This window comes from Vibrio neptunius (assembly GCF_000967495.1).
Lineage (GTDB): Bacteria > Pseudomonadota > Gammaproteobacteria > Enterobacterales > Vibrionaceae > Vibrio > Vibrio neptunius.
In genome coordinates, this window is the sequence record NZ_JXXU01000010.1 from 48,425 (window position 1) to 71,110 (window position 22,686).

Consider the following 22,686-nt stretch of genomic DNA (forward strand, 5'->3'; position numbering starts at 1 on the left):
AGTCCCACATGCTACGGATAGCGATTGGATTCATATTTGGTTTACTGCTACTCAGCCCTGCACTTGCGTACACTACGACCAAAACGTGGTTAGATCCCAGCTTTATCAACCAGGCATTTTTGGACGTCGCCCTAAAGAACGAATATTCAGCAGGCAATAAACCTCTGGTCAAGTGGAAGCAACCGATCAAAGTTTGGGTTGAACACAAGGTAGCTGACCAAGATCTTCATGATGAACTCACCAATGCTCAACTGAGAGACCTCTCATCGATAACTCGCCACCCAATAGAACGAGTCGCCAGTAGAGAACAGGCCAATATTGTCTGGATCTATACCCGTGAGTCAGATTGGCGAAAAGACATCGAAAGAGAAATCGGTCCAAGTGCGCTGAAAAACATTCATGGCGCACTTTGCAAGGCAGGATATCGAATAAACCAAACCACGAGTGAGATTGATTCTGCAGCCGTCATTATCCCCGTCGACCAAGCAAGAGAACATGGAAAGCTATTGGCTTGTATCGTAGAAGAAATCACCCAGGTGATGGGCTTGCCCAATGATGCCGACTCAGCCTACCCCTCAATTTTCAATGATGAAACGCCCGAGGATCTTCTTTCTCCTTTGGACATCATTCTATTGAAAATGCTGTACGACCCAACGTTAGAACCAGGAATGGAGCGAGCTCAAGTGAAAAAGCTCGCTAAGAAGATTTTAGACCAGTATCAACGTCAAGGGTTACTCAGCGAAGCCGTTGCCATCTCGAAGTCTGGTGAGTTGTTCCAGCTTGCTGGATATTAATCTGGGTAAATTAACGCTTATTTTCCTGCTTTTTTAGTTCAAACTCGAACTCATCCGGGTAGAGCACCAAACCTTCTTCATTTTGGTTTGGAAATACTACGATGGATAGTTCATCGTCTTCAAGACCGTAAGTCCAGCGGCTAAACCATTTTGCAGTTGAAATCGACTCTGCTTTACAGTGTTCCCAATCGCCTGTTGCCCATTGATTGGCAAACTCTTCGTGAGGCCAAACAGGCACACAATCTTCATCTTCAGTGTTGAGCATGACACAGCCGTGTTCATCAGTAAGAATCCATACTTTTCTATGCTTCGCGATTTCTTTGACTGTGTACTTCAGGCGCTCATCTTCACGCATTTTAAGCACTGATTCAATCTGCTGCGGTGAAAGTGGTTCTGACATTTTCTTACTCCTCAAATAAAACGCCCACGGAAGTCCGTGGGCGTCGAATTTTGTTATTGCACTGACGATTTAAGCCAGTTCAGTCTGAAGCCAAGGCCAACCTTGCTTCTTACGGCTTAGCGTGTTTTCCATCATCAGCATGCCATCTTTTTCATGCTGAGTCAGTTTCTCAGCCCACTCACCTTTGTATAGTAGACGAGTTTGAGCTGTAGTGATGTCAGTGAGCATGACTGCAGCAAAGGCTAGGCTTTCTTCAGCACAGCGGCGTTCTAGATCAGACTCCAACGCGTCAATCATGCCGTCGACTTGCTCTAAAGTCGCAAGTTCAACCTGACCGACAACTACATCACGACCGTTAAATGGGTAACCTTTCAGATCTTTTTCTACAAGCTCAGCCGCAGAAAGACCTTCGATGTTTGTTTTTGCGATAAGAAGATCTTTAATGAAAGCGTCAACATCACATACATCGGCAATTCTCGCTAGCTCTTCAACAGCATCTTTATCTTTCTGTGTACAAGTTGGAGAAGCAAAGCCGACAGTGTCAGACAGGATAGCCGACATCATTAGCTTAGCGATTTGTGGTGAGATCTCATGACCTTCGATTTTAAACATGTTGAAAAGTACTGTATTCGTACAACCAACAGGCCAAATCCACGCTTCCATTGGGTTGACAGTCATAACATCACCTAGGCGGTGATGGTCAACAATACCTAAGATTTCTGCTTCAGCCACGTCATCCGGTGCTTGTGCTAGATCTGAGTAGTCAACCAACCAAATTTTCTCACCGGCAACAGAGGTACGAAGTTCAGGAACTTCAGCACCTGCAACTTCAAGAATGTGCTGTGTTTCACGGTTGATTTCGCCTTGGCGAATCGGCATTGCTTCAACGCCACGGGCTTTTAGCAGTTCAGTGGCTACCAATGCACTACAGATACTATCACTATCAGGGTTCTTGTGACCTACAACTAGAATCATCTTATTTCCTACTACGACTTAAATAAGCCCGTATTGGGCAATTACTCACAAAGGCCGATACTTTACCTGAATTTTGAAATTTGTCATGAGTTAGCAAAAAGAAAAGTGCAAATCACAACTTTTAGTTGCAAATAATCATGATTACAATATATTGAGAATTATTCGTATTTGCATTTAAAGTTCAATGGACTCGATAAGACTTTCTCACTCATTGCCAGATTGGCTGTCTTTTTCCCAGTTTCGGCCTGCCTATAAGCGCCTTCTTCTGCCTGTAACTCTACTGGCACTGGTATTGAACGAAACCACACGTGAAGTGACTGTTTCCACTCTGTCTGATGCGTTCTGGGCAGTGTCTGCATACGTAGCTTTTACTCTGGTCATCTATCACTACGTTTCCCTGTGGATGAACAAGGAGAGTAAGCTGATTAACCTATACCAGAGCTCACGTAGCTATCAGGTTTTTTTTGCTGCTTTGCTAGGTGCTCTGCCCGGATGTGGCGGCGCCATTATCGTCACCACTCAGTTTGTCAGCGGGCGAGTTGGGTTTGGCGCGATAGTGGCTGTATTGGCTTCGACTATGGGCGACGCCGCTTTCCTTCTGCTTGCCAGTAAACCGGACATCGGACTAGGTGTCGTCGGAATGGGTATTGTCGTAGGCAGCGTTTCTGGTTGGGTTGTTAACGCTGTCCATAAAGATGATTTCTTGCGTCCGACAGTAAAATCGGCGATCGCGGAAAAGTTCAACTGTCGTTGCAGTGACAATGAACAGTCCCATTTCGAGAAGAAAGCTATCAACCTGCAAGGGGCCTTCTGGAAGTGGCTCATCATTCCTGCGACTGTGGTAGCGGTATTGGGTTCATTTCAAGTCGATATCAATCAACTGCTTTCTTTACCTGCTATGAGCATTGAGTGGCTTGGGGCTGGGCTGATCATTTTGAGTATGCTGCTTTGGTCGCTGACAAAAGAAATTAAGGACTACCAGTCAACCGTATCAGAAGATAAGAAAACCGTTTCTTCACATCCTTTACAAAAAGCAGCTCAGGATACCAACTTCGTTACAGCGTGGGTTATTTTAGCCTTTATGGCGTTCGAATTGATCGCTTTCTTTGGCCACATCGATTTAGCCATCACGTTTTCTGGTTGGGGAGTATGGATGCCAATGGTGGGCTTAGCGGTTGGGATGCTGCCTGGATGTGGACCGCAAATTCTGGTGACCAGTTTATATATATCTGGAGCAGTACCACTGTCTGCTCAATTAGCCAACGCGATTTCAAATGATGGTGATGCCCTATTCCCTGCCATTGCTCTGGCACCGAAAGCCGCTCTCGTCGCCAGCATTTATACTGCCGTACCAGCACTACTTGTAGGATACAGCTACTATTATCTTTTTGAAGTTTAATCAGTAGAAAGGCAAAGCTGACTTTGCCTTTCCGATTAACATTTTAGTTAATATAAAATCTTGGGTTGCTATTCCCCCAAATCGTATAAAGCTCAGGGAATATAAGCTCCGCATGATTTTCCATCTCACTAATTGAGATAGACTGCTTGTCTTGTGAGCCAAACAGTGTGACTTCATCTCCGGGGAGAACCCCTTTAATATCGGACACATCAACCATCATGGTATTCATCGAGGTTACTCCGATGACTTTAGCCCGCTGACCATTGATCAGTACCTCCGACTTGTTGCCCATTTTTCGTGGATAGCCATCTGAGTAACCTACCGGAATATTCGCCAACACACTGTCTTTTTTTGTCACAAATGTGCTCTCGTAACCAACTGTACTGCCTTTCGGCAACGCATGCAGCGAAGCCACACGTGTCTTAAATGATACAATTGACGGATATTCAGGGTTTGTTGGCAGATCGCCATACAACACGCCCCCAGGGCGAACCATATCTAGCTGAGCTTCAGGTACATTCAGTGCCGTATATGAATTAGCCACATGGAGCAGAACATCTTTACGCTTCACATCACTGTTTTTTATCAGCCAAGATACGTGTTGCTCAAAAGTAACCAGCTTTGCGCGAATATCATCTGCATCATAACTCGGGAAGTGAGTCATGATACCTACGATTGATACCCCCTTTTGTTTAGTAATGCGTACAGCCGCTGTTTCACCACTTTTATTGCTCATGTCTAAGCCATTACGGCCCATACCACCATCATTGAGGGCAAGATGAACTTTGATATCACGGCCTTGCTTCAACGCCAACTCAGAGAGCGCTTTTGCTTGCTCTTCACTACCAATCATTTCTTCAATATCTAAATGCAAACCGCTCTCTACTTCAGACAGGCTGGCTGCACGAACTCGCATCAGTTGACCCGTAAATCCGCTATTTCGTACGGTTTCTGCTTCAATGTTACTGGCAATGGCAACACAGGGAATGTTTTGTGCCAATATAGCTGGCATAAGGCCTTCAATGCCGTTACCGTATGCATCGGCTTTCATTACAGCACAAAACCGAGTTTTCTCACTTAGGTGTGATTTGAATTGATCAATATTTTTATTGAACTGCGCGACGTTTACCTCCAACCATGCATTGGTTTTGGCCAACTGGCTTTCATTTGAGACAGGGTGAGTTAACGAACTGGGCGCTGCTAGCGTATTGACTGACGGGGTCAACACAGCCGTCGCCACAGCCATAGACAACAAAGATTTTTTTATTAGCATAGGTCCTCAAATGCACAAATTGAGACAATGATTGAATGAGCCCTGATAATTCAGGGCTTTAGTGAATTGGCATTAATTCAGATTGAAACGAGTCATGACTTTTTGAAGGGAATGTGAAAGCTGTGTAAGCTCACGACATGCTTGAGAAGTTTGCTCAGCACCTTGGGCAACCTCTTCTGATGACATGTGAATACTTTCAATATTTCGATTTAGCTCTTCAGCAACGGAATCTTGTTGATTACAGGCTGTCGCAATTTGAGTGCTCATATCAGAAATATCTGAGATGGTGGACTCTATTTCAGTCATGATCACTTCAGAATGAGTGCCTTGTTCGACGCATTTAGATATCGACAAAATCGAATCATTGGTGGTCGACTTGGCTTCTTTGGTTAGTGATTGTAATTGCTGAATGATCTCGGCGATTTCACTGGTTGACTCTTGAGTTCTTCCTGCAAGTGTTCTCACCTCTGAGGCCACAACTGCAAAACCTCGTCCATGTTCACCCGCTCTCGCCGCCTCAATGGCCGCGTTAAGTGCAAGAAGATTGGTTTGTTCCGCAATATCACGAATTACATCAACGATCATAGTGATTTGATTCGATTGCTCTTCAAGCTCAGTCACTTTCTTGCCAGCTTCTTGCATAATGTCTGAAACGTTTTCAATCTCAGCCACCATGGTTTTGATGTTTTCAACACCCTGTCTAGAACGAAGATTAGCGGAATTAGCGCGCTCAGCAGAATCGTCAGTATTGCGTGCGACATCCGCAACTGCCGCTTTCATTTCTGTCATTGCAGTCGCAACTTGAGTCACTTGTAACTGCTGAGAAGTCATACCCGATGCAGATGTCTCCGAGACTTGTGTCATTTCTTCTGCCGCGCTGCCAAGTTGCGTTACCGCTGCAATCACACTGTGAATAACATCACGCAGATCGTCCTGCATTTTACTGGTTGCATCGGCAAGTGTTCCCAGCTCATCATGACCAATGGCTTTGCGGTCAATAGAATGAGAAAGATCACCTTTCGCGATTGCGTTCGCTTGTTTCACGACTAAGTTCAATGGACCACAAATCAAACGAGTCAATACAATAGTCACTGCGATCATAATACAAAGGATCGTCAGGTTACTGATAATACTGGACACATTGAGGTCATTAACTGACTTAAGTATGTGAGTTTTATTGCTATCCATCGCTTGCTTTAAGATCTTAACAAGCTTGGAAAGTTCATTATCTAAACTTATAAACTCTGGCAGAGAATTGGCCAAGATTGGATGAGCGGCCGCTTTATCATTCGCTAACATAGCTTGGTTGTAGCGATCCATGATCTTCAGGTAATCACGCCACTCACGCATTAGCTTGTTAAAAGTCTGTTCTTCTTCACCAGGCCAAAGCGTTTTACTGTAAGCATCAAGCTTGCGCGCAATCTGTTCCCTTTCTTGAATATTACTGGCAATTTTCTCAGCCACTTTGCCACTATTCTCAAAGGTATAGGCAACAAACTGAGACCTGCGCCAACGAGATATATCATCACGAATGGCATCTACTCGCTCCATCGCTGGAAGAGTATCATCAGTGTAGTTAAGCAACTCTGACTTGATGTTTTTGAGCTCGACCGATAAGTAGATACCAAAGACGATGTTAATCAAAGCAATGATAGAAAAAGTGAACGATATCTTTTTCGGGATTGATAAATTCTTAATAAACATGGGTGATACACCTAAAATAATGCTGTTTTGGCAACCAAAATAACATCCATTAACCGTACAAAAATCACATTTTCCATTGCAAAATCCGGCAAAATGTATCACAAGCGAGAATCAATTAATATAAAAATCAATACATCGGATGAGTTGTCAATAGGCAGCAGAAATACAAATGAGCAACATATCGTGGCATGTCTTTACGGCAGGGAGCACAAAAAAGCCGTGACGACTTGTCACGGCTTCTTTGATTTGTAATAGGTAAAATGTCTGCTGCAGTAGAAAAATAGTTAGCGATGACGCTCCTTGAGCTTATTGATCACGTCATTTATTGATAACCCTTGGTCTTGCAACAAGACCATTAAGTGATAAACCAAGTCGGCTGATTCACATACTAGCTCCGCCTTATCACCCGACGTCGCCGCAAGTGCGACTTCAACGCCTTCTTCGCCCACTTTCTGCGAAATACGCTTGGTGCCACGGGAATAAAGGTTGGCAGTATAAGAAGAATCAGGGTCGGCACTCTTGCGGGCAGCCAATAGCTGCTCAAGTTGATGAAGCCACACCATTTGCGACTCCTCTTGTGGGTCGACATCCCAGCAAGTGGTGTTGCCCAAGTGACACGTAGGACCAATGGGATTCACTTTCACTAGTAGCGTGTCGTTATCGCAATCTAGCTGCATGTTCACCAATTGCAATACGTTGCCTGAGGTTTCACCTTTAGTCCACAAACGCTGCTTAGTACGAGAGAAAAACGTCACTTGACCTGTTTCACCCGTTTTCGCTAGTGCGTCTTGATTCATGTAACCCATCATCAGCACTTGGCTCGACTGGAAATCTTGCACAATGGCAGGTACTAGGCCATCCACCTTGTCCCAGTTGATGCGCTCAGCTAAAGAACTTACTTCGGCGGTGTTTACACTCATAGTCGCACCTCAATACCTTGTTGTTTCAAATACTGCTTTAGTTCACCAATATTGATGACTTGTTTGTGAAACACCGATGCGGCAAGCGCCCCATCGACGTTTGCTTTTTGGTAAGCTTCTGCAAAGTGCTCCATCGCCCCTGCCCCGCCAGATGCAATCAGCGGCACGTTACACACTTCACGCACCATGTTCAGTTGTTCGATGTCGTAGCCGTTACGTACGCCGTCTTGGTTCATCATGTTCAATACGATTTCACCTGCGCCACGCTTCTGAACTTCTTGTACCCAATCGCGCGTTTCCCATTGGGTCGCTTTGGTGCGTTCTTCATCGCCAGTAAACTGGTACACCTGATACTTGCCAGTCTCTTGGTCGTAGTATGAGTCGATGCCAACCACGATACATTGAACGCCAAATTTATCCGCAAGGTCTGTAATCAACTGTGGGTTTGCCAATGCTGGTGAGTTGATAGACACCTTGTCTGCACCGAACTCAAGAATACGCGCTGCATCTTCGGCTGACTTAATGCCACCAGCGACACAGAAAGGAATATCGATCACTTCTGCAACGCGAGCCACCCAGCTTTTATCAACCACACGGCCATCGCTTGAAGCGGTAATGTCGTAAAACACTAGCTCGTCTGCACCTTCTTCTGCATAACGCTGAGCCAAAGGAACGATGTCGCCAATGATTTCGTGGTTGCGGAACTGAACGCCCTTCACCACTTGTCCATCACGTACATCAAGACATGGAATTATTCGCTTAGCCAACATGCAAATGCCTCCTCTGCTGTGAACTTGCCATCAAGTAGTGCGCGACCAACAATTACTCCAGCGACACCTGAACCTTTCAGCGCTTCGATATCCGCTAATGAACCAATGCCACCTGATGATTGGAACTGCACTTGTGGGTATTGTTTACATAGGTCTACATAAAGCTCTACGTTAGAGCCTTCTAGCGTACCGTCACGAGAAATATCGGTACAAAGCACGTGCTGTAAGCCAACAGTGAGGTAATCATTAATCAGAGCTTCGATAGTCACGCCTGAGTCTTCTTGCCAACCAGAAATCGCGACCTTACGCGTGCCGTCTTGATCGATGTTGATATCTAGCGCGAGAACAATTTTTTCCGCGCCGTATTTTTCCATCCAACCTTTTACCAGTTCAGGTTGCTTTACCGCTGTCGAGCCAACAACAACACGCTGGGCACCCGCTTCTAGTAAATCGACAACGTCTCGCTCTGTACGTACACCACCACCGATTTGGATATTCGCTGGAGTGCTCGCAAGTAGTTTGGCAATCAAATCAAGTTGGCGCGCTGTCGTGTCCTTCGCACCTGTTAAGTCCACCAAGTGCAACCAGTTAGCACCCGCTTGGTGATACAAGTTGAATTGCTCTGCTGGGTCGACTTTGTACTCGGTTACTTGACCGTAATCACCTTGATAAAGGCGAACCACCTGTCCTTCAATTAAATCAAGAGCTGGAATAATCACACTAAATCCCTTTTATAATTCTAAGAAGTTTTGAATAAGCTTCGCGCCCGCTTTTGAAGAACGCTCAGGGTGGAATTGCACACCGTAGTAGTTACCGCTTTGCACAGCAGCCGTGAATGGATTTTCGTATTCACATTCTGCAATCGTGTACTCACCAACAGGCATAGCAAAGCTATGTACGAAATAGAAGTACTCGCCTTCTTCAATCCCTTTGAACAGTGGATTGCCTGTTTTAGCTGATACCGTGTTCCACCCCATGTGAGGCAGTGGTAAATCGCCAGTTTCAAGTAGCTTTACTTCACCATCACAAAGTCCAAGGCACTCAACTAGCTCATCCGCTTTCTGCCCTTTTTCTTGAGATACTTTGCCCAACAGCTGCATACCTAAACAGATCCCTAGCAGCGGCTTTTCTACCTGTTTTACCAAGCTAATTAGATCACGCTCTTCAAGGTTCTTCATCGCTTCACTTGCTGTCCCTACACCTGGTAGAAATAGCTTATCTGCTGCAAGCACGACTTGAGGGTCTTTAGAAATCGTTACGTCATAACCTAAACGTTCAATGGCAAACTTCACCGAAGAAACGTTGGCACAACCAGTATCAATAATGACGACTTTCTGTTCTGTCACTGTTTTTCTCCTTGCTAACGATAGCCTTAAAGTACGCCTTTACTACTTGGTAGCTCAGTGCCTTCTACTTTGATTGCTTGGCGTAGCGTACGACCAAACGCTTTAAATAGGCTCTCAATGATGTGGTGATCATTGTCGCCAGCAGAAGAAAGGTGCAGTGTGCACGCTAGAGTGTCAGTTAGAGAACGGAAGAAGTGAATCACCATCTCGGTTGAAAGGTCACCCACTTGCTCACGGCTGAACTTCGCGTCGAACTTAAGGTAAGGACGCCCCGACAGGTCTAGAGCACATTGTGCCAAACACTCATCCATTGGCAGGCTAAAGCCAAATCGGCCAATACCACGCTTATCACCTAGCGCTTCTTTCAGCGCTTGGCCCAACGCAAGTGCGGTGTCTTCCACAGAGTGATGATCATCAATGTGTAGGTCGCCCTCCACCTTACACACCATCTTAAATCCACCGTGTGTTGCGATTTGATCAAGCATATGGTCAAAGAAGCCTAGGCCCGTAGAAATATCATTACCGCCTTGGTCATCAAGATTTACCACGACTTTAATGTCAGTTTCTTTCGTCTTTCGGACCACTTCAGCGACGCGAGCTTTCACCGTCAGATCTTTCAGGATCTGTTTCCAACCCATGGTTTCTGGGTTGTACTGAATGCCGCGAATCGCCATGTTTTCTGCAAGTTGAAGATCAGTTTGACGATCGCCAATCACAACAGAGTTTTGGAAGTCCACTTTGCCACCTTGAAGGTACTCTTTCACCATGCCTAATTTAGGCTTGCGGCATGAGCAGTTATCTTCTTCAAAGTGAGGGCAAATCAGTACGTCATCGAACGTCACACCTTGAGATTCGAAGATTTCCATCATCATATCGTGCGGTGCATCAAAGTCTGCTTGTGGGTAGCTCTCGGTACCCAAACCATCTTGGTTAGTGACCATCACTAGGCGGTATCCTGCGTCCTGCAACGACAGCAGGCTTGGGATAACAAATGGCTCTAGCTTTAGCTTATCTAGGCGGTCTACTTGAAAATCAACCGGCGGCTCAACAATTAAGGTGCCATCACGGTCAATAAAAAGGATTTTTTGTTGTTTGCTCACTCGAACTTCCTTATTGCTAATCTTTGGCGCCCCCACTTGTCAGCGAAGGCAATTAATTTTGTCTCTACTTATGAGTAGTAGTTTCTAACAAATCCGAGTGTTTTTTCGCACTCGTCACGGTTACCGACACTGATACGCACGCAGTTCTCAATTGGCGTGTTACGCAAGATAATGCCTGTCTCCCAAGCGGCTTTGAAAAGATCATCGCCATCTGGGAATTTCACCAATAGGTAGTTTCCCCACCCTTCAAACACTTCCAAATCCGGAATCATTGAAAGACCAACTTGCAAGTAAGCACGGTTTGCATTCAGATCGAGAACTTGGAACTTCGTTCGCGCTAGGCCTGCTTCAGAAAGCGCTTGGGTAGCAATTTCCGCCACTGGAACCGGTACTGGGTATGGTGCGATCACTTTCAGAAGTACATTAATCAGCTCTTCGTTCGCAAGCGTAAATCCACACCGCAGACCAGCAAGCGCAAAAGCTTTCGACAGAGTGCGCAGAATCGCAAGATTCGGGTACTGCGCCAGTAGGTCTACCGTTGACGCCTCTGGACAAAAATCGATGTACGCTTCATCCATCACCACGATTGCACGGTCTTTTGTCATCTCAAGCAGAGACACAATATCTTCACGCTTAACCAAGTTACCTGTTGGGTTGTTTGGCGAACATACAAAAACCAATTTCACGTTATCTAGATTGGCTTCGATACCTGCAAGATCAAGTTGCCAATCTGACGTTAGCGGCACAGTTTTACGCTCTACACCGATAGTTTCTGCACTGATGGCGTACATGCCGTAAGTCGGTGGGCAGTAAAGAATCTCATCTTCACCCGGCTCACAGAAAGCACGGATCAGTAGTTCAATACCTTCATCCGCACCACGAGATGTTAGTGTTTGCTCTGGTTTGACACCTGCATAGGCTGCGTAAGCAGAAATCAGTTCTTGAGGCTGGCATTCGCTGTAACGGTTAAGACGAGCAAAGTCTGTTTTGTATTCATTATTAAATGGCGATTCGTTGGCATTTAGCCACACATCACCTGTACCACCGATACGACGAGCCGATAAATAAGGGGTCAGTTTTTGAACCTGTTTGCGCGCTAGCTTTTCCATCTCAATATCCTCTTACTTAGCTGCCAATTTTTCTACACGGATAGTCACTGCACGTTTGTGTGCATCTAAACCTTCCGCTTCTGCCATGGTGACCACGGTTGGTGCTAGACCTTTGAGACCGTCAGCAGACAGCTCTTGAACCGTCATACGTTTCGAAAAGTCCGCTAAGCCTAAGCTTGAATACGTGCGTGTGTAACCGTAAGTAGGAAGAACGTGGTTGGTGCCAGATGCGTAATCACCTGCTGATTCAGGCGACCAATCACCTAAGAAAATCGATCCAGCGTTATCTAGCAGCGGCAGAAGCTCGCGTGGATTCTTTGTCTGAACAATTAAGTGCTCAGGACCGTAATAATTCGAGATGGAAACCGATTGAGTAAGAGACTCGGCAATGATGATCAAGCTTGAGGCCAATGCTTGTTCGGCGATGTCCGCGCGAGATAGATCCTTAAGCTGACGTTGAACCGCATCCGTCACTTGATCTGCAATAACAGGAGAAGGAGTCACAAGTACCACTTGAGAATCAGGACCGTGCTCCGCTTGGCTTAGCAAATCAGCAGCGATAAAGTCAGGATCCGCAGTGTCATCGGCCAACACCAGCACTTCAGATGGGCCTGCTGGCATATCAATCGCCGCACCGCGAAAATCATTGCTCACCTGACGTTTTGCTTCCGTCACATAAGCGTTACCCGGGCCAAAGATCTTATCAACTTTGGATACCGTCTCGGTACCATAAGCCATCGCAGCAACTGCTTGACCACCACCGACGTTGTACACTTCATCAATACCACACAGTTGCGCGACATAAAGGATCTCGTCTGCGATTGGCGGTGGAGAACACAACACCACTTTACGACAGCCCGCAATTTTTGCAGGAACGCCGAGCATCAAAACCGTCGAAGGCAATGGCGCACTCCCGCCCGGAATGTACAAACCCACTTTTTGAATCGGGCGCGTTACCTGCTCACAAAGCACACCCGGTTGAGTCTCTACTTTGATTCGCTGTGGCTTCTGTGCTTTATGAAACTTCGAGATGTTTGCATAAGCTTGCTCAAGCGCATCTTTCATCTTTTCAGAAAGGCGAGCAGACGCTTCATCAATTTCTTGTGCTGAGACACGAATGGATTCCGGCTTCACATGGTCAAACTTCTCAGTCAGTTCCAATAATGCAGCATCACCCTCTTTACGAACTTTTGCGATTACTTCAGAAACCGCAGCCGTGATGTTTGCGCTCTCTGCGATTGCCGGACGCTCTAGAATCGATTCTTGCTGCGTTTCACTCAGCGATTGCCATACGACGGTTCTCATTGCAATTACTCCATCATTTTCTCAATGGGTAGGACTAGAATTGAGCTCGCACCCAGTTCCTTTAGCTGTTCCATGGTTTCCCAGAACAGGTTTTCAGTACTAACCAAATGAACCGCTACTTTTTGCTTGTCAGCAGATAGAGGTAATACCGTTGGGTCTTCTGCGCCAGGAAGCAATGCTTTGATTTGGTCTAGTTTCTCAGCTGATGCGTGTAGCATGATGTACTTCGACTCTTTTGCTTGCTGTACGCCTTGCATGCGAGTCAACAGTTTTTCGATTAGTGCTACTTTATCTGCATCGAATTCACCGGTGCGTTGAATCAGCGTCGCTTTTGACTTGAAGATAATCTCAGCTTCTTTTAAGCCATTCGCTTCTAGTGTCGCACCTGTAGAAACCAAATCTGCGATGGCGTCGGCAAGACCCGCGCGAGGGGCAACTTCTACAGAACCCGTCAGCATACAGGTAGAAAATGGAACACCTTGTTGATCCATGTAAGCTTTAAGCAATTGTGGGTAGGTAGTGGCAATTCGTTTACCTGCTAAATCCTGAGGACCGTTGTATTCTTCATCTTTGTCGATAGCGATAGATAAACGGCAACCACCAAAATCTAGACGACGAAGTGGAACAAATTCACATGGCTCGCCAAGCGCCTTACGATCAAGACGAACTTCTTCAAGTTCATTTTCACCAATAAAGCCAAGGTCAACAACACCATCCATAATTAGACCAGGAATGTCGTCATCACGGACTAACAGCAGATCAATAGGCATGTTCAGCGAGTGAACGACCAGACGTTCACCCATGATGTTGAATTTTACGCCGCACTTTTTAAGCAGTTCTTGGCATTCTTTGCTTAGGCGACCTTTTTTTTGGATTGCGATTCTTAGGCGTTGTGTTTGCATTGCTGTTATCCCTGTGCAAATTAATTTTTAAATCGTTAAAACTAAAAAACCCTCGGAAGAATTGGTCTCCCGAGGGTTCTGAATCTTGTAGTTTGCGATTTCTGCCTCCGGGAGTTTCCTATCTCCCGGGTATGCGTACATCTCCCGAAAGACTAGACTGGGTGATGATGGTGATGAATGTTCATTACAAAATTACGCATACTTATAAGCTCTTCAGTTCGCTTGCTTGGTAACCACACTAACTAAGGCAAATCCATTTTTCAACTAAAAATTGAAGATTTTTTCAATTTGTATAATACAAATAAAAAGGGAGCGAAAGCTCCCTTTAAAATTCTTTTATCGTTCAGCTCATTAAACGTTTTGACAGCTTGCCATCTTCGCTTTTGAAAGAATCGATAGCAAAACACAAACGCCTACAAAAGCAACCGCCGAAACAGCGAAAGAAATGCCTACTGATGCGGTCATACCCAGTGTGATGAAACCAATACAAGAGACAGCCGCAACTGATAATGCATAAGGCAACTGAGTCGCTACGTGATCAATATGGTTACAACGTGCCCCCGTTGAAGAGAGAATTGTCGTATCTGAAATTGGTGAACAGTGATCTCCAAATACTGAGCCTGCCAACACAGCACTTAGCATAGGCAGCATCAAAGCAAGATCTGTGGCACCTGCCATATCACCAGCAATTGGCAGCATAATACCAAACGTACCCCATGATGTACCGGTAGAGAAAGCCATAAGACCAGATAGCAAGAACAGGATAACAGGTAGCCAATCAGGATTGATATTGCCTTGTGCTAATGTTGATAGGTATTTACCCGTGTTCATATCGCCGATAACAGAACCAATAGTCCAAGCAAAAATAAGGATCAAAATGGCACTAAACATCGATTTGGCGCCAATCCAAAGAGTACGCGTTATTTCGCTAAATGCGATGCCCTGCTTAAGCACCGTAAACAGAGCTATAGCCAACCCGACAAGACCACCATAGATCAACGAAGTGCCTACATCTGTGTTCTCAAATGCACCGAGAACATAAAACGCTTTGTCATCTGCGGCCAATGCCTGTCCGCCTGTATATAGCATTGAGGCAATAGTTGCGACAATCAGGAATACAATCGGTAGAACTAAGTCGGAAACTTTACCGCCTTCACTTTCCTGAATATCCAATTCTTCATTGATATCATGTGCTTCCTGAGAGTCATCAGCTTGTTCTTTATCAAAGCCGTGTCCCTGAGATGCTGCAATTTCATGGTTGCGCATCTTACCAATATCAAGACCAAACCAAGCCACTGCAAATACCATTAGCAAAGCGAAAACAGCGTAAAAGTTCATTGGGATAAGACGTACATAAGCACCAAGTGCTGAATACTCAGTAATACCATGGGATACCAAAATACCAGCAATAATCGTCATGATGTAAGCCCCCCAACTAGAGGCTGGCATGATCACGCACATAGGTGCTGCTGTTGAGTCTAAGATGTAGGCCAACTTAGCGCGGGATACATAAAAACGGTCTGTAACAGGTCGAGAAATCGCGCCAACGGCTAGGCTATTAAAATAGTCATCAACAAAAATGAATACGCCTAGAAAAGCGGCTAGTAACTTTGAGCCACGCTTACTTTTCACTCGTGATTGGGCCCACTCAGCAAAAGCGCGAGTCCCACCTGACAAGGTTAACAACGCTGTCATCATGCCCAGTAAGAGTAAGAAACCAACAATACTCATGTTCCAAGTATTAATACCGCCATCTTCGATAAAGACGCTTGATACCGTTGAACCGACATAGCTGAGCGTACTCCCCATAGAATAATCATTGAGAAGGATAGCGCCCAGCGTGATACCTACGCCCAGAGACACCAGCACACGACGGGTAATAATTGCTAGACTCAGAGCCACCAGTGGTGGTAACAAAGAGATAGGAGATGATGCAAAATCAATTAAATTCATGATCTTCAAAAACCAGTAATAAATGGTTAGAGATCTACTGCAGACAGATTGGAGGAAAAGTTTCCATACAATCAAGTTGAACCAAGCGAAAGGGAAGCGAAAGCTTCACCCAGCCCTACAGTAGCGCTCCATAGTTTTACAAAATTATAGACTATGGCAGTGTTACCCCTTTCGAGTGTAACCCCAGCAAGCACCTTTGATTTGATTACTCACTTCGGCAAAATAACCTTTCACATTTGCTCATTGGCATCACCCCAACAAATGCTACTGATCTATCTCGCGCCTCTACCGCGATTGTTGGTGTTTAAAACTGTCATTAACAAAATCTTACAACAATTTAACCAACCTATCGCATTAGGTGGCGCCCATTGTACTCATCTAAAGCCCTATTTCAATACATCATGCCAAAAATTCCAGCCTCTATATTGTGATCTAAACAATACTGAAGGTTTCTTAGCTATTGCATAAAGCTCAACTAATATCATAGCCAGACTGTGGCACATGGCACTCATTATTCATAATTTAACTTGCGAATACTGATTTATACGTCTAAATCTAGATATTAAGCTCTAAAAACGAAAACTCTAGAGAAAAACTCGTGAATTGATGAAGATTTGTTACTATCTTGATAATTAGCTGACAAAAGGATAATTCAAATTATTTTGATACTGTAAAACAAATATCTGTTTACGTATGAAACTTATCCGCTATAAGTATTGTCAAAATCACAAATCTCCCGATATTTTATGCAACAAGAATTGGTTGGTTAATTAGAAAGGTCTCATTATTCAAATGACCTAACGATTAATTAATAAATTTTTATAACAATTTAACCAGAAAATATTGTATTGCGAATAATACGGGTTTAATATTTATTTTATCGGCTCCTTAAATAAGTGGGAATTTACATGTCGGAACTAACTAAAACTCTATTAAACATTCGTAGTCTACGCGCATTCGCACGTGACTTAACTCTGGAACAACTAGAGGAAGCTCTAGACAAATTATCAACCGTTGTCGGTGAACGCAAAGAAGCAGAAGCAGCAGAACGCGAAGCTCAAGCGGCACAAGAAGCCAAGTTGGCAGATATTGCAGAACAAATTAAACAACTTGGTCTAGATAAGGACATGGTTATTTCTGCGCTTGCAGGTGAAGCAGCAGGTAAAGCAAAACCTAAGCGTGCCCCTCGCCCAGCAAAATACAAATATCTGGATAATACTGGTGCTGAAAAGACTTGGACAGGTCAAGGTCGAACTCCTTCAGTAATCCAAGAACAGCTAGACTCTGGTAAGTCACTAGACGACTTCCTAATCTAATCTGGTTGAATTTATAAAACGCTAGCTGCTAGCGTTTTATCGCTCAATAAAAAGCCTCGCTATAGCGAGGCTTTTATATAATTAATACCCTAATTAACGTTCCCAGTATGCCTCTTCTAGGCTGTCTTCTCGCTCAGGTAAACCTCGAGACAAGCGCGGAGAGTGCTGAACTAACACTTCATAGCTGGCACGATTTGAATATTTGCATACTTGGGAGAAAGAAGAATATGTCAGGTACGCATGAGCATGCTTACTCGAGTTAGGCACATTTTCTTTATGGTATTTATTCGCAGCCATATCGTGTAACAGCGCTGATAATGCAGCGTCACCAGCACCATTGGTATTTTTAATCTTTTCTGGCCCACCCATATAAGGAGATATATGTGAGTATACTTTAATTGGATTATCACAGGCCCATCTTGCAGCTGGACGACTAAACTCATATCGGTTGAATTCAGCAATACTTCCAGGAAGTAACGGCAGAGAAGTTTGACGCTTAGCGGCTTCTTCCGTGTAACCCGCCATAAACAAACCTACAGGGCCCGCAGTACATAGCACTAGGTCGACCCATTCGAGCGTTTTATCTGACGCCGCTAATGGATCAGATTCGCCCGTTAACGCCTCTGCCTCGTCTTCATTCATAGCCACAACACTCACGTGGTCACGTAAAAAGTTTTGCCAAAATACCGGATCATCCTGAATAACGAATTTCGTTCCAAGTGTGAGCACGACAGGAACATTATACTTCTTCGCATATTCAATCGCTTTCATCGTAGCTTCTGGCATTGGGTCACCTTCTTTACAGCGAACCAAATAAGCCGTAAGCACTAAAGCAGACGCATTTTCAAAAATCTTCTCTGGAATGCTATTCGGATGCAGCTGGTTCATCTGACCTTCGCTAATGGCAAAAGTGCGCTCACCATCATCAGAAATCAGAGCAAAGCAGCGACCAATAGCACCATCAACACCCTGTAAATAGTTCAGGTCCATTCGACTGGAAGTGTTACACAAATAGCGGAAACCGTAGCTACCAATCTTAATATCTTGACTCATGACTCCCAAAAGTGTTGAGCGGTCATCAGCAAGAACAGAATAGTTGTGAAGAGTATTACCAATAGTACCACCCGCATATTCATTGGTAATCAGTCCATTTTCCTTCAGCTCATTGTACAGCGCTTCCGCGGTCACATCGTCAATAACGAGTGAGTGACCTTTACTCAACTGATATTTCTCAATGAGTTCCGTGCTGACTTTCGCTTCAATATCCACCAAAGTCTGGTCAATACCGATAATATGCGTGCTGGACATTTTCTTGCTCTCTTGAGATTGACTCACTAAAGGGTCGCGCGCATGGACAGGAAAATAGTGCTTGGACTTTCGTTGGCCTGGAAACTTCATAACAAAATATTCTGAGATAAGGGGTCAAAAGATGCCGGATTCTACCGCGCACTATCTAACGCGGCAATAACCGGAATTATAGCAAACGTTTGCGGGGGAAATTAAAATTCTATCTCTTGATAGGTGATAAATAGGCGGCACTTAAAACACAAATAATTGTAAATAGGAAACCGCTAAAGTTTGACGAGCTACACCGCGATGTAACAAGCCAACTGATGACCAGCTGGCATAGGGTTACCGCTTATTCACCTTCCATAAAACTGATATCTGGCAAACGGTCAAGGTGTTCTGAATAACGTTTGAGATTAAACTCACCTTCGTTTTTCATTACGTCGAAGATCTCAATAGAGACAGCACATGCCATCATCGCGACAGCCTCGTCTCGCGGCGTTCCCGTCATCATCAAACGCATCAAAGTTTCTTTTACTTTTAGCGGCTCACCATCTTCCAGCTGATTCTCAACAATTTCAATCAGCTCTGCTTCCGCCATGAATTGGCTATCATCACTCACGTTTTGTACCTTAGTTCACTTGAATTTTGCCAACTATGCCACATATAGCCTGTCTGTAGTGAAAATTCGCAGATTAAGATCGTGAACGAGTAAAATTGCGGCAAAATTGAAGTGTGAGTTCGATCTCGGAACTGTCACCTCGAAACGCTTTCTGTTAAAATCTGCCTCCAGTTAAATTTTGTGGTGTTTAGTAATGTCTGAGAACTGTACTGACAACAGTAAAAAGAAAGTTATCGTCGGCATGTCCGGTGGTGTGGATTCATCCGTTTCCGCGTATCTCCTCAAGCAGCAAGGCTATCAGGTTGAAGGTCTGTTCATGAAGAATTGGGAAGAAGACGATAACGAAGAATACTGTACAGCTGCAGAAGACTTAGCTGATGCTCAAGCTGTTTGCGATAAATTGGGTATACACCTCCACACCATCAACTTTGCCGCTGAATACTGGGACAATGTATTTGAATATTTTTTGGCGGAATACAAAGCTGGTCGCACACCGAATCCTGACATCCTTTGTAACAAAGAAATCAAGTTCAAAGCTTTCCTTGAATTTGCAGATGAAGTTCTCGATGCAGATTACATTGCGATGGGTCATTATGTTCGACGTACTTTCCCTGAGAATAGTGACAAGCCGCAAATGTTGCGTGGCCTAGACGGCAACAAAGATCAAAGCTATTTCTTGTATACATTGAGCAGTGAACAGATCGCTCGCAGCTTATTCCCTGTTGGAGAGCTGGAAAAACCTGAAGTGCGCCGAATCGCCGAAGAGCAAGATCTAATTACCGCGAAGAAAAAAGATTCGACGGGCATATGCTTCATTGGTGAACGTAAGTTTACTGACTTCCTATCTCGTTACTTGCCAGCACAACCGGGCAAGATTGAGACACCTGAAGGCAAAGTGATCGGTGAGCATCAAGGTTTGATGTATCACACATTAGGGCAACGTAAAGGTTTACATATAGGCGGTCAGAAAGGCGGCGGTGGTAATGAAGAGCCATGGTACGTCGCAGAGAAGGATCTTAAACGTAACGTACTCATTGCAGTGCAAGGTGCTGAGCATCCACTGTTAAAATCTCAAGGATTGATTGCTTCTCAGCTGCACTGGGTCGATCGCGAAATTATCAAATCTCCACTTCAATGCAGTGTGAAGACACGGTATCGCCAAACGGATATCCCTTGTACCATTATCCCAATTGATGATGAAAATATTAAAGTCATTTTCGATGACCCACAGGTAGCCGTAACCCCAGGTCAATCAGCAGTATTTTATAAGGATGATGTTTGCCTTGGTGGCGGCATCATTGAAAAACGTATTTAATTCAATGTCTTTTCAGGAGTAATACGACGTGACTAACGCTCTTTACGACCGTACCATCGCATTTGCAGGAATATGCCAAGCTGTCGCTCTGGTTCAACAGGTCGCGAAAAACGGTCACTGTGACTCTGATGCATTTGAAACTTCGCTCAAAGCGATCTTAAACACAAACCCAAATAACACCGTCAGTGTTTATGGTCGAGAGTCGGATTTAAAACTTGGCCTAGAATGTTTGGTGAAGGGTATCGATAGCACACCTTCTGGCAGTGAAGTGACTCGCTATATCATCAGCTTGATGGCGCTTGAACGTAAACTGAGTGGACGCAACGATGCGATGTCTCAATTAGCCGACCGAATTAAAATGATAGAGCGACAACTTGATCATTTTGAACTCTTAGATGACCAAATGATAAGCAACCTTGCCAGCGTCTATTTGGATGTCATCAGCCCGATTGGGCCGAGAATTCAGGTTACTGGAACCCCTTCTGTACTGCAACAGACAGGTAACCAACATAAAGTTCGAGCCTTGTTACTATCTGGTATTCGCAGTGCTGTGTTATGGCGCCAAGTAGGCGGAAAGCGTCGTCACCTCATTTTCGGACGCAAAAAAATGGTTGAACAGGCTCAAATCCTTTTAGCCAGAATGTAATCATTTAAACTTTCCAGCTCGTGCCTATCGCGAGCTGACTTTTTCTACCAAAACAAACTCAACGCAAACGATTGCGCAATGTGCGTGACAATCCACGCAGTTATTGGTATAAAGCACACAAAATTTAGAAACTCAATTCAGGAGAACATCATGGAACTGTCAGCACTGACTGCTGTTTCACCAGTAGACGGCCGTTACGGAAGTAAAACAATCGCACTTCGTAGTATTTTTAGCGAATTTGGCCTTCTAAAGTACCGTTCTATCGTTGAAATTCGTTGGCTGCAAAAGCTTGCCGCAACTGATTCAATCAAAGAAGTACCAGCGTTCAGTGCAGAAGCCAACCAGTTTCTTGATGATCTTGCCGTTAACTTCAGCGAAGAAGATGCTGCTCGAATTAAAGAAATTGAGCGTACGACAAATCATGACGTCAAAGCTGTTGAATACTTCCTGAAAGAAAAAGTGGCTGACATCCCAGAACTTCATGCTGTCAATGAATTCCTTCACTTTGCTTGTACTTCAGAAGACATCAACAACACGTCTCACGCGCTAATGCTTAAAGAAGCTCGTGATGAAGTCATCCTGCCAGAAATTCGCCGCCTAATTAACGCCATCAAAGGCTTAGCAGAAGAATATCGTGACATTCCTTTGCTATCTCGTACACACGGCCAGCCTGCTTCTCCTTCTACTATGGGCAAAGAGATGGCGAACGTGGCATACCGTATGGAGCGTCAATACAAGCAGATCGCTAACGTTGAAATCCTAGGTAAGATTAATGGTGCTGTAGGTAACTACAACGCTCACCTTTCTGCTTACCCAGAAGTAGATTGGCACCAGTTCTCTGAAGAGTTCATCACTGAGTCTCTAGGCGTAACTTGGAACCCATACACAACTCAAATTGAACCGCACGATTACATCGCTGAACTGTTCGATGCGGTTGCACGTTTCAACACCATCTTGATCGACTTCGACCGTGACGTTTGGGGCTACATTGCACTCGGTCACTTCAAGCAAAAAACAGTAGCTGGTGAGATCGGTTCTTCAACTATGCCTCACAAAGTTAACCCAATCGACTTTGAAAACTCAGAAGGTAACCTAGGTCTTGCTAACGCGGTATTCGGCCATTTAGCGCAAAAACTACCAATCTCTCGCTGGCAACGTGACCTGACAGATTCAACCGTTCTACGTAATTTAGGTGTAGGTGTTGGCTATGCGGTGATCGCTTATACTTCTACTCTGAAAGGCATCAGCAAACTTGAAGTGAACCGCGAAGCGCTTCTTGCTGAGCTAGATAAGAATTGGGAAGTGCTCGCTGAACCAGTTCAGACCGTAATGCGTCGTTATGGTATCGAAAAACCGTATGAGAAGTTAAAAGAATTAACACGTGGAAAACGTGTTGACGGTGAGGCAATGCGTCGCTTCATAGATGGTCTTGAACTGCCAGAGCACGAAAAGGCGCGTCTAAAAGAAATGACGCCTGCTAACTACATTGGCCAAGCAATCGAGCTCACCGACAAGCTGTAATACAATCTATGTGTCTCGTCCTAAAATAC

The 22,686-nt window shown here is 44.7% G+C and carries 21 protein-coding genes, 1 riboswitch and 1 other annotated feature; of the genes, 6 read left to right on the forward strand and 15 right to left on the reverse strand.

The window, feature by feature from the left end; all coding sequences use genetic code 11:
- Positions 1–8 precede the first annotated feature (8 nt).
- Positions 9–794 (forward strand): DUF2927 domain-containing protein, encoded by a 786-nt coding sequence (locus tag TW84_RS04070; RefSeq protein ID WP_045974400.1) that lies wholly within the window; start codon positions 9–11, stop codon positions 792–794.
- A gap of 10 nt (positions 795–804) precedes the next feature.
- Here the strand turns inward: TW84_RS04070 and TW84_RS04075 are convergent, their stop codons facing one another.
- The gene (locus TW84_RS04075) at positions 805–1,194 is read right to left on the reverse strand and encodes a DUF2750 domain-containing protein (RefSeq protein ID WP_045974401.1); all 390 of its coding nucleotides are present in this window, start codon (positions 1,192–1,194) and stop codon (positions 805–807) included.
- Between the two features lie 69 nt (positions 1,195–1,263).
- Positions 1,264–2,169 (reverse strand): manganese-dependent inorganic pyrophosphatase, encoded by a 906-nt coding sequence (locus TW84_RS04080; RefSeq protein WP_045974402.1) that lies wholly within the window; start codon positions 2,167–2,169, stop codon positions 1,264–1,266.
- Between the two features lie 184 nt (positions 2,170–2,353).
- On the opposite strand from TW84_RS04080, the gene TW84_RS04085 reads away from it, so the two are divergent.
- On the forward strand, positions 2,354–3,568 hold the full coding sequence (locus tag TW84_RS04085; RefSeq protein WP_045974403.1) for a putative manganese transporter: 1,215 nt from the start codon (positions 2,354–2,356) through the stop codon (positions 3,566–3,568).
- Between the two features lie 43 nt (positions 3,569–3,611).
- On the opposite strand, the gene alr is transcribed toward TW84_RS04085, so the two are convergent.
- The 11 genes from alr to TW84_RS04140 form a co-directional block, all read right to left on the reverse strand.
- Positions 3,612–4,841 carry an alanine racemase gene (gene alr, locus TW84_RS04090; protein WP_045974404.1) on the reverse strand — a complete coding sequence of 410 codons (1,230 nt, stop codon included), beginning with the start codon at positions 4,839–4,841 and terminating at the stop codon, positions 3,612–3,614.
- A 72-nt stretch (positions 4,842–4,913) separates the two neighbouring features.
- Entirely contained in the window at positions 4,914–6,545 is a 1,632-nt protein-coding gene (locus tag TW84_RS04095; protein WP_045974405.1) for a methyl-accepting chemotaxis protein, read from the reverse strand.
- A gap of 284 nt (positions 6,546–6,829) precedes the next feature.
- On the reverse strand, positions 6,830–7,465 hold the full coding sequence (hisIE, locus tag TW84_RS04100) for a bifunctional phosphoribosyl-AMP cyclohydrolase/phosphoribosyl-ATP diphosphatase HisIE (protein ID WP_045974406.1): 636 nt from the start codon (positions 7,463–7,465) through the stop codon (positions 6,830–6,832).
- Complete coding sequence (gene hisF / locus TW84_RS04105; protein ID WP_009705760.1) at positions 7,462–8,235, reverse strand: imidazole glycerol phosphate synthase subunit HisF; 774 nt, start codon at positions 8,233–8,235, stop codon at positions 7,462–7,464. Before hisF ends, hisIE begins: the two co-directional genes overlap by 4 nt.
- On the reverse strand, positions 8,217–8,954 hold the full coding sequence (gene hisA / locus TW84_RS04110) for a 1-(5-phosphoribosyl)-5-[(5-phosphoribosylamino)methylideneamino]imidazole-4-carboxamide isomerase (RefSeq protein WP_045974407.1): 738 nt from the start codon (positions 8,952–8,954) through the stop codon (positions 8,217–8,219). The genes hisF and hisA overlap by 19 nt, the downstream gene beginning before the upstream one ends.
- 12 nt (positions 8,955–8,966) lie before the next feature.
- The gene (gene hisH, locus TW84_RS04115) at positions 8,967–9,581 is read right to left on the reverse strand and encodes an imidazole glycerol phosphate synthase subunit HisH (protein WP_045974408.1); all 615 of its coding nucleotides are present in this window, start codon (positions 9,579–9,581) and stop codon (positions 8,967–8,969) included.
- A gap of 26 nt (positions 9,582–9,607) precedes the next feature.
- Positions 9,608–10,681: a bifunctional histidinol-phosphatase/imidazoleglycerol-phosphate dehydratase HisB gene (gene hisB, locus TW84_RS04120; protein ID WP_045974409.1), complete on the reverse strand. Its 1,074-nt coding sequence runs from the start codon at positions 10,679–10,681 to the stop codon at positions 9,608–9,610.
- 68 nt (positions 10,682–10,749) lie between these two features.
- A complete protein-coding gene (gene hisC, locus TW84_RS04125; protein WP_045974410.1) occupies positions 10,750–11,790 on the reverse strand; it encodes a histidinol-phosphate transaminase in 1,041 nt (346 codons plus the stop codon).
- Between the two features lie 12 nt (positions 11,791–11,802).
- Complete coding sequence (hisD, locus tag TW84_RS04130) at positions 11,803–13,095, reverse strand: histidinol dehydrogenase (RefSeq protein WP_045974411.1); 1,293 nt, start codon at positions 13,093–13,095, stop codon at positions 11,803–11,805.
- Between the two features lie 5 nt (positions 13,096–13,100).
- A complete protein-coding gene (gene hisG, locus TW84_RS04135; RefSeq protein ID WP_045974412.1) occupies positions 13,101–13,997 on the reverse strand; it encodes an ATP phosphoribosyltransferase in 897 nt (298 codons plus the stop codon).
- Positions 13,998–14,037: 40 nt separating this feature from the next.
- Positions 14,038–14,174: a sequence feature (His leader region), on the reverse strand.
- A 174-nt stretch (positions 14,175–14,348) separates the two neighbouring features.
- The gene (locus TW84_RS04140) at positions 14,349–15,950 is read right to left on the reverse strand and encodes a Na+/H+ antiporter NhaC family protein (RefSeq protein WP_045974413.1); all 1,602 of its coding nucleotides are present in this window, start codon (positions 15,948–15,950) and stop codon (positions 14,349–14,351) included.
- A 113-nt stretch (positions 15,951–16,063) separates the two neighbouring features.
- Positions 16,064–16,246: riboswitch (Lysine riboswitch) on the reverse strand.
- Between the two features lie 612 nt (positions 16,247–16,858).
- On the opposite strand from TW84_RS04140, the gene TW84_RS04145 reads away from it, so the two are divergent.
- Positions 16,859–17,266, forward strand: a complete 408-nt coding sequence (locus tag TW84_RS04145; protein WP_045974414.1) for an H-NS family histone-like protein — start codon at positions 16,859–16,861, stop codon at positions 17,264–17,266.
- A 93-nt stretch (positions 17,267–17,359) separates the two neighbouring features.
- On the opposite strand, the gene TW84_RS04150 is transcribed toward TW84_RS04145, so the two are convergent.
- Both TW84_RS04150 and TW84_RS04155 read right to left on the reverse strand, forming a co-directional pair.
- The gene (locus tag TW84_RS04150) at positions 17,360–18,664 is read right to left on the reverse strand and encodes an inosine/guanosine kinase (RefSeq protein ID WP_045974415.1); all 1,305 of its coding nucleotides are present in this window, start codon (positions 18,662–18,664) and stop codon (positions 17,360–17,362) included.
- A gap of 241 nt (positions 18,665–18,905) precedes the next feature.
- On the reverse strand, positions 18,906–19,154 hold the full coding sequence (locus TW84_RS04155) for a hypothetical protein (protein WP_240457217.1): 249 nt from the start codon (positions 19,152–19,154) through the stop codon (positions 18,906–18,908).
- A 214-nt stretch (positions 19,155–19,368) separates the two neighbouring features.
- On the opposite strand from TW84_RS04155, the gene mnmA reads away from it, so the two are divergent.
- The 3 genes from mnmA (at position 19,369) to purB (ending at position 22,657) form a co-directional block, all read left to right on the forward strand.
- Positions 19,369–20,490: a tRNA 2-thiouridine(34) synthase MnmA gene (mnmA, locus tag TW84_RS04160; protein ID WP_045974416.1), complete on the forward strand. Its 1,122-nt coding sequence runs from the start codon at positions 19,369–19,371 to the stop codon at positions 20,488–20,490.
- 28 nt (positions 20,491–20,518) lie between these two features.
- Positions 20,519–21,136, forward strand: coding sequence for a high frequency lysogenization protein HflD (hflD, locus tag TW84_RS04165; RefSeq protein ID WP_045974417.1), 618 nt, complete (start codon positions 20,519–20,521; stop codon positions 21,134–21,136).
- A gap of 150 nt (positions 21,137–21,286) precedes the next feature.
- A complete protein-coding gene (gene purB, locus TW84_RS04170) occupies positions 21,287–22,657 on the forward strand; it encodes an adenylosuccinate lyase (RefSeq protein WP_045974418.1) in 1,371 nt (456 codons plus the stop codon).
- The last annotated feature ends 29 nt before the right edge of the window (positions 22,658–22,686 follow it).

Excerpts from the sequence above, each read along its gene's own strand:
- hisG (WP_045974412.1), bottom strand. The coding sequence starts at position 13,997 with ATGCAAACACAACGCCTAAGAATCGCAATCCAAAAAAAAGGTCGCCTA.
- alr (WP_045974404.1), bottom strand. The coding sequence starts at position 4,841 with ATGCTAATAAAAAAATCTTTGTTGTCTATGGCTGTGGCGACGGCTGTG.
- TW84_RS04095 (WP_045974405.1), bottom strand. The coding sequence starts at position 6,545 with ATGTTTATTAAGAATTTATCAATCCCGAAAAAGATATCGTTCACTTTT.
- hisD (WP_045974411.1), bottom strand. The coding sequence starts at position 13,095 with ATGAGAACCGTCGTATGGCAATCGCTGAGTGAAACGCAGCAAGAATCG.
- TW84_RS04140 (WP_045974413.1), bottom strand. The coding sequence starts at position 15,950 with ATGAATTTAATTGATTTTGCATCATCTCCTATCTCTTTGTTACCACCA.
- TW84_RS04070 (WP_045974400.1), top strand. The coding sequence starts at position 9 with ATGCTACGGATAGCGATTGGATTCATATTTGGTTTACTGCTACTCAGC.
- TW84_RS04155 (WP_240457217.1), bottom strand. The coding sequence starts at position 19,154 with ATGGCGGAAGCAGAGCTGATTGAAATTGTTGAGAATCAGCTGGAAGAT.
- TW84_RS04085 (WP_045974403.1), top strand. The coding sequence starts at position 2,354 with ATGGACTCGATAAGACTTTCTCACTCATTGCCAGATTGGCTGTCTTTT.
- purB (WP_045974418.1), top strand. The coding sequence starts at position 21,287 with ATGGAACTGTCAGCACTGACTGCTGTTTCACCAGTAGACGGCCGTTAC.
- hisF (WP_009705760.1), bottom strand. The coding sequence starts at position 8,235 with ATGTTGGCTAAGCGAATAATTCCATGTCTTGATGTACGTGATGGACAA.
- TW84_RS04080 (WP_045974402.1), bottom strand. The coding sequence starts at position 2,169 with ATGATTCTAGTTGTAGGTCACAAGAACCCTGATAGTGATAGTATCTGT.
- TW84_RS04075 (WP_045974401.1), bottom strand. The coding sequence starts at position 1,194 with ATGTCAGAACCACTTTCACCGCAGCAGATTGAATCAGTGCTTAAAATG.
- mnmA (WP_045974416.1), top strand. The coding sequence starts at position 19,369 with ATGTCTGAGAACTGTACTGACAACAGTAAAAAGAAAGTTATCGTCGGC.
- TW84_RS04150 (WP_045974415.1), bottom strand. The coding sequence starts at position 18,664 with ATGAAGTTTCCAGGCCAACGAAAGTCCAAGCACTATTTTCCTGTCCAT.
- TW84_RS04145 (WP_045974414.1), top strand. The coding sequence starts at position 16,859 with ATGTCGGAACTAACTAAAACTCTATTAAACATTCGTAGTCTACGCGCA.
- hisC (WP_045974410.1), bottom strand. The coding sequence starts at position 11,790 with ATGGAAAAGCTAGCGCGCAAACAGGTTCAAAAACTGACCCCTTATTTA.
- hisIE (WP_045974406.1), bottom strand. The coding sequence starts at position 7,465 with ATGAGTGTAAACACCGCCGAAGTAAGTTCTTTAGCTGAGCGCATCAAC.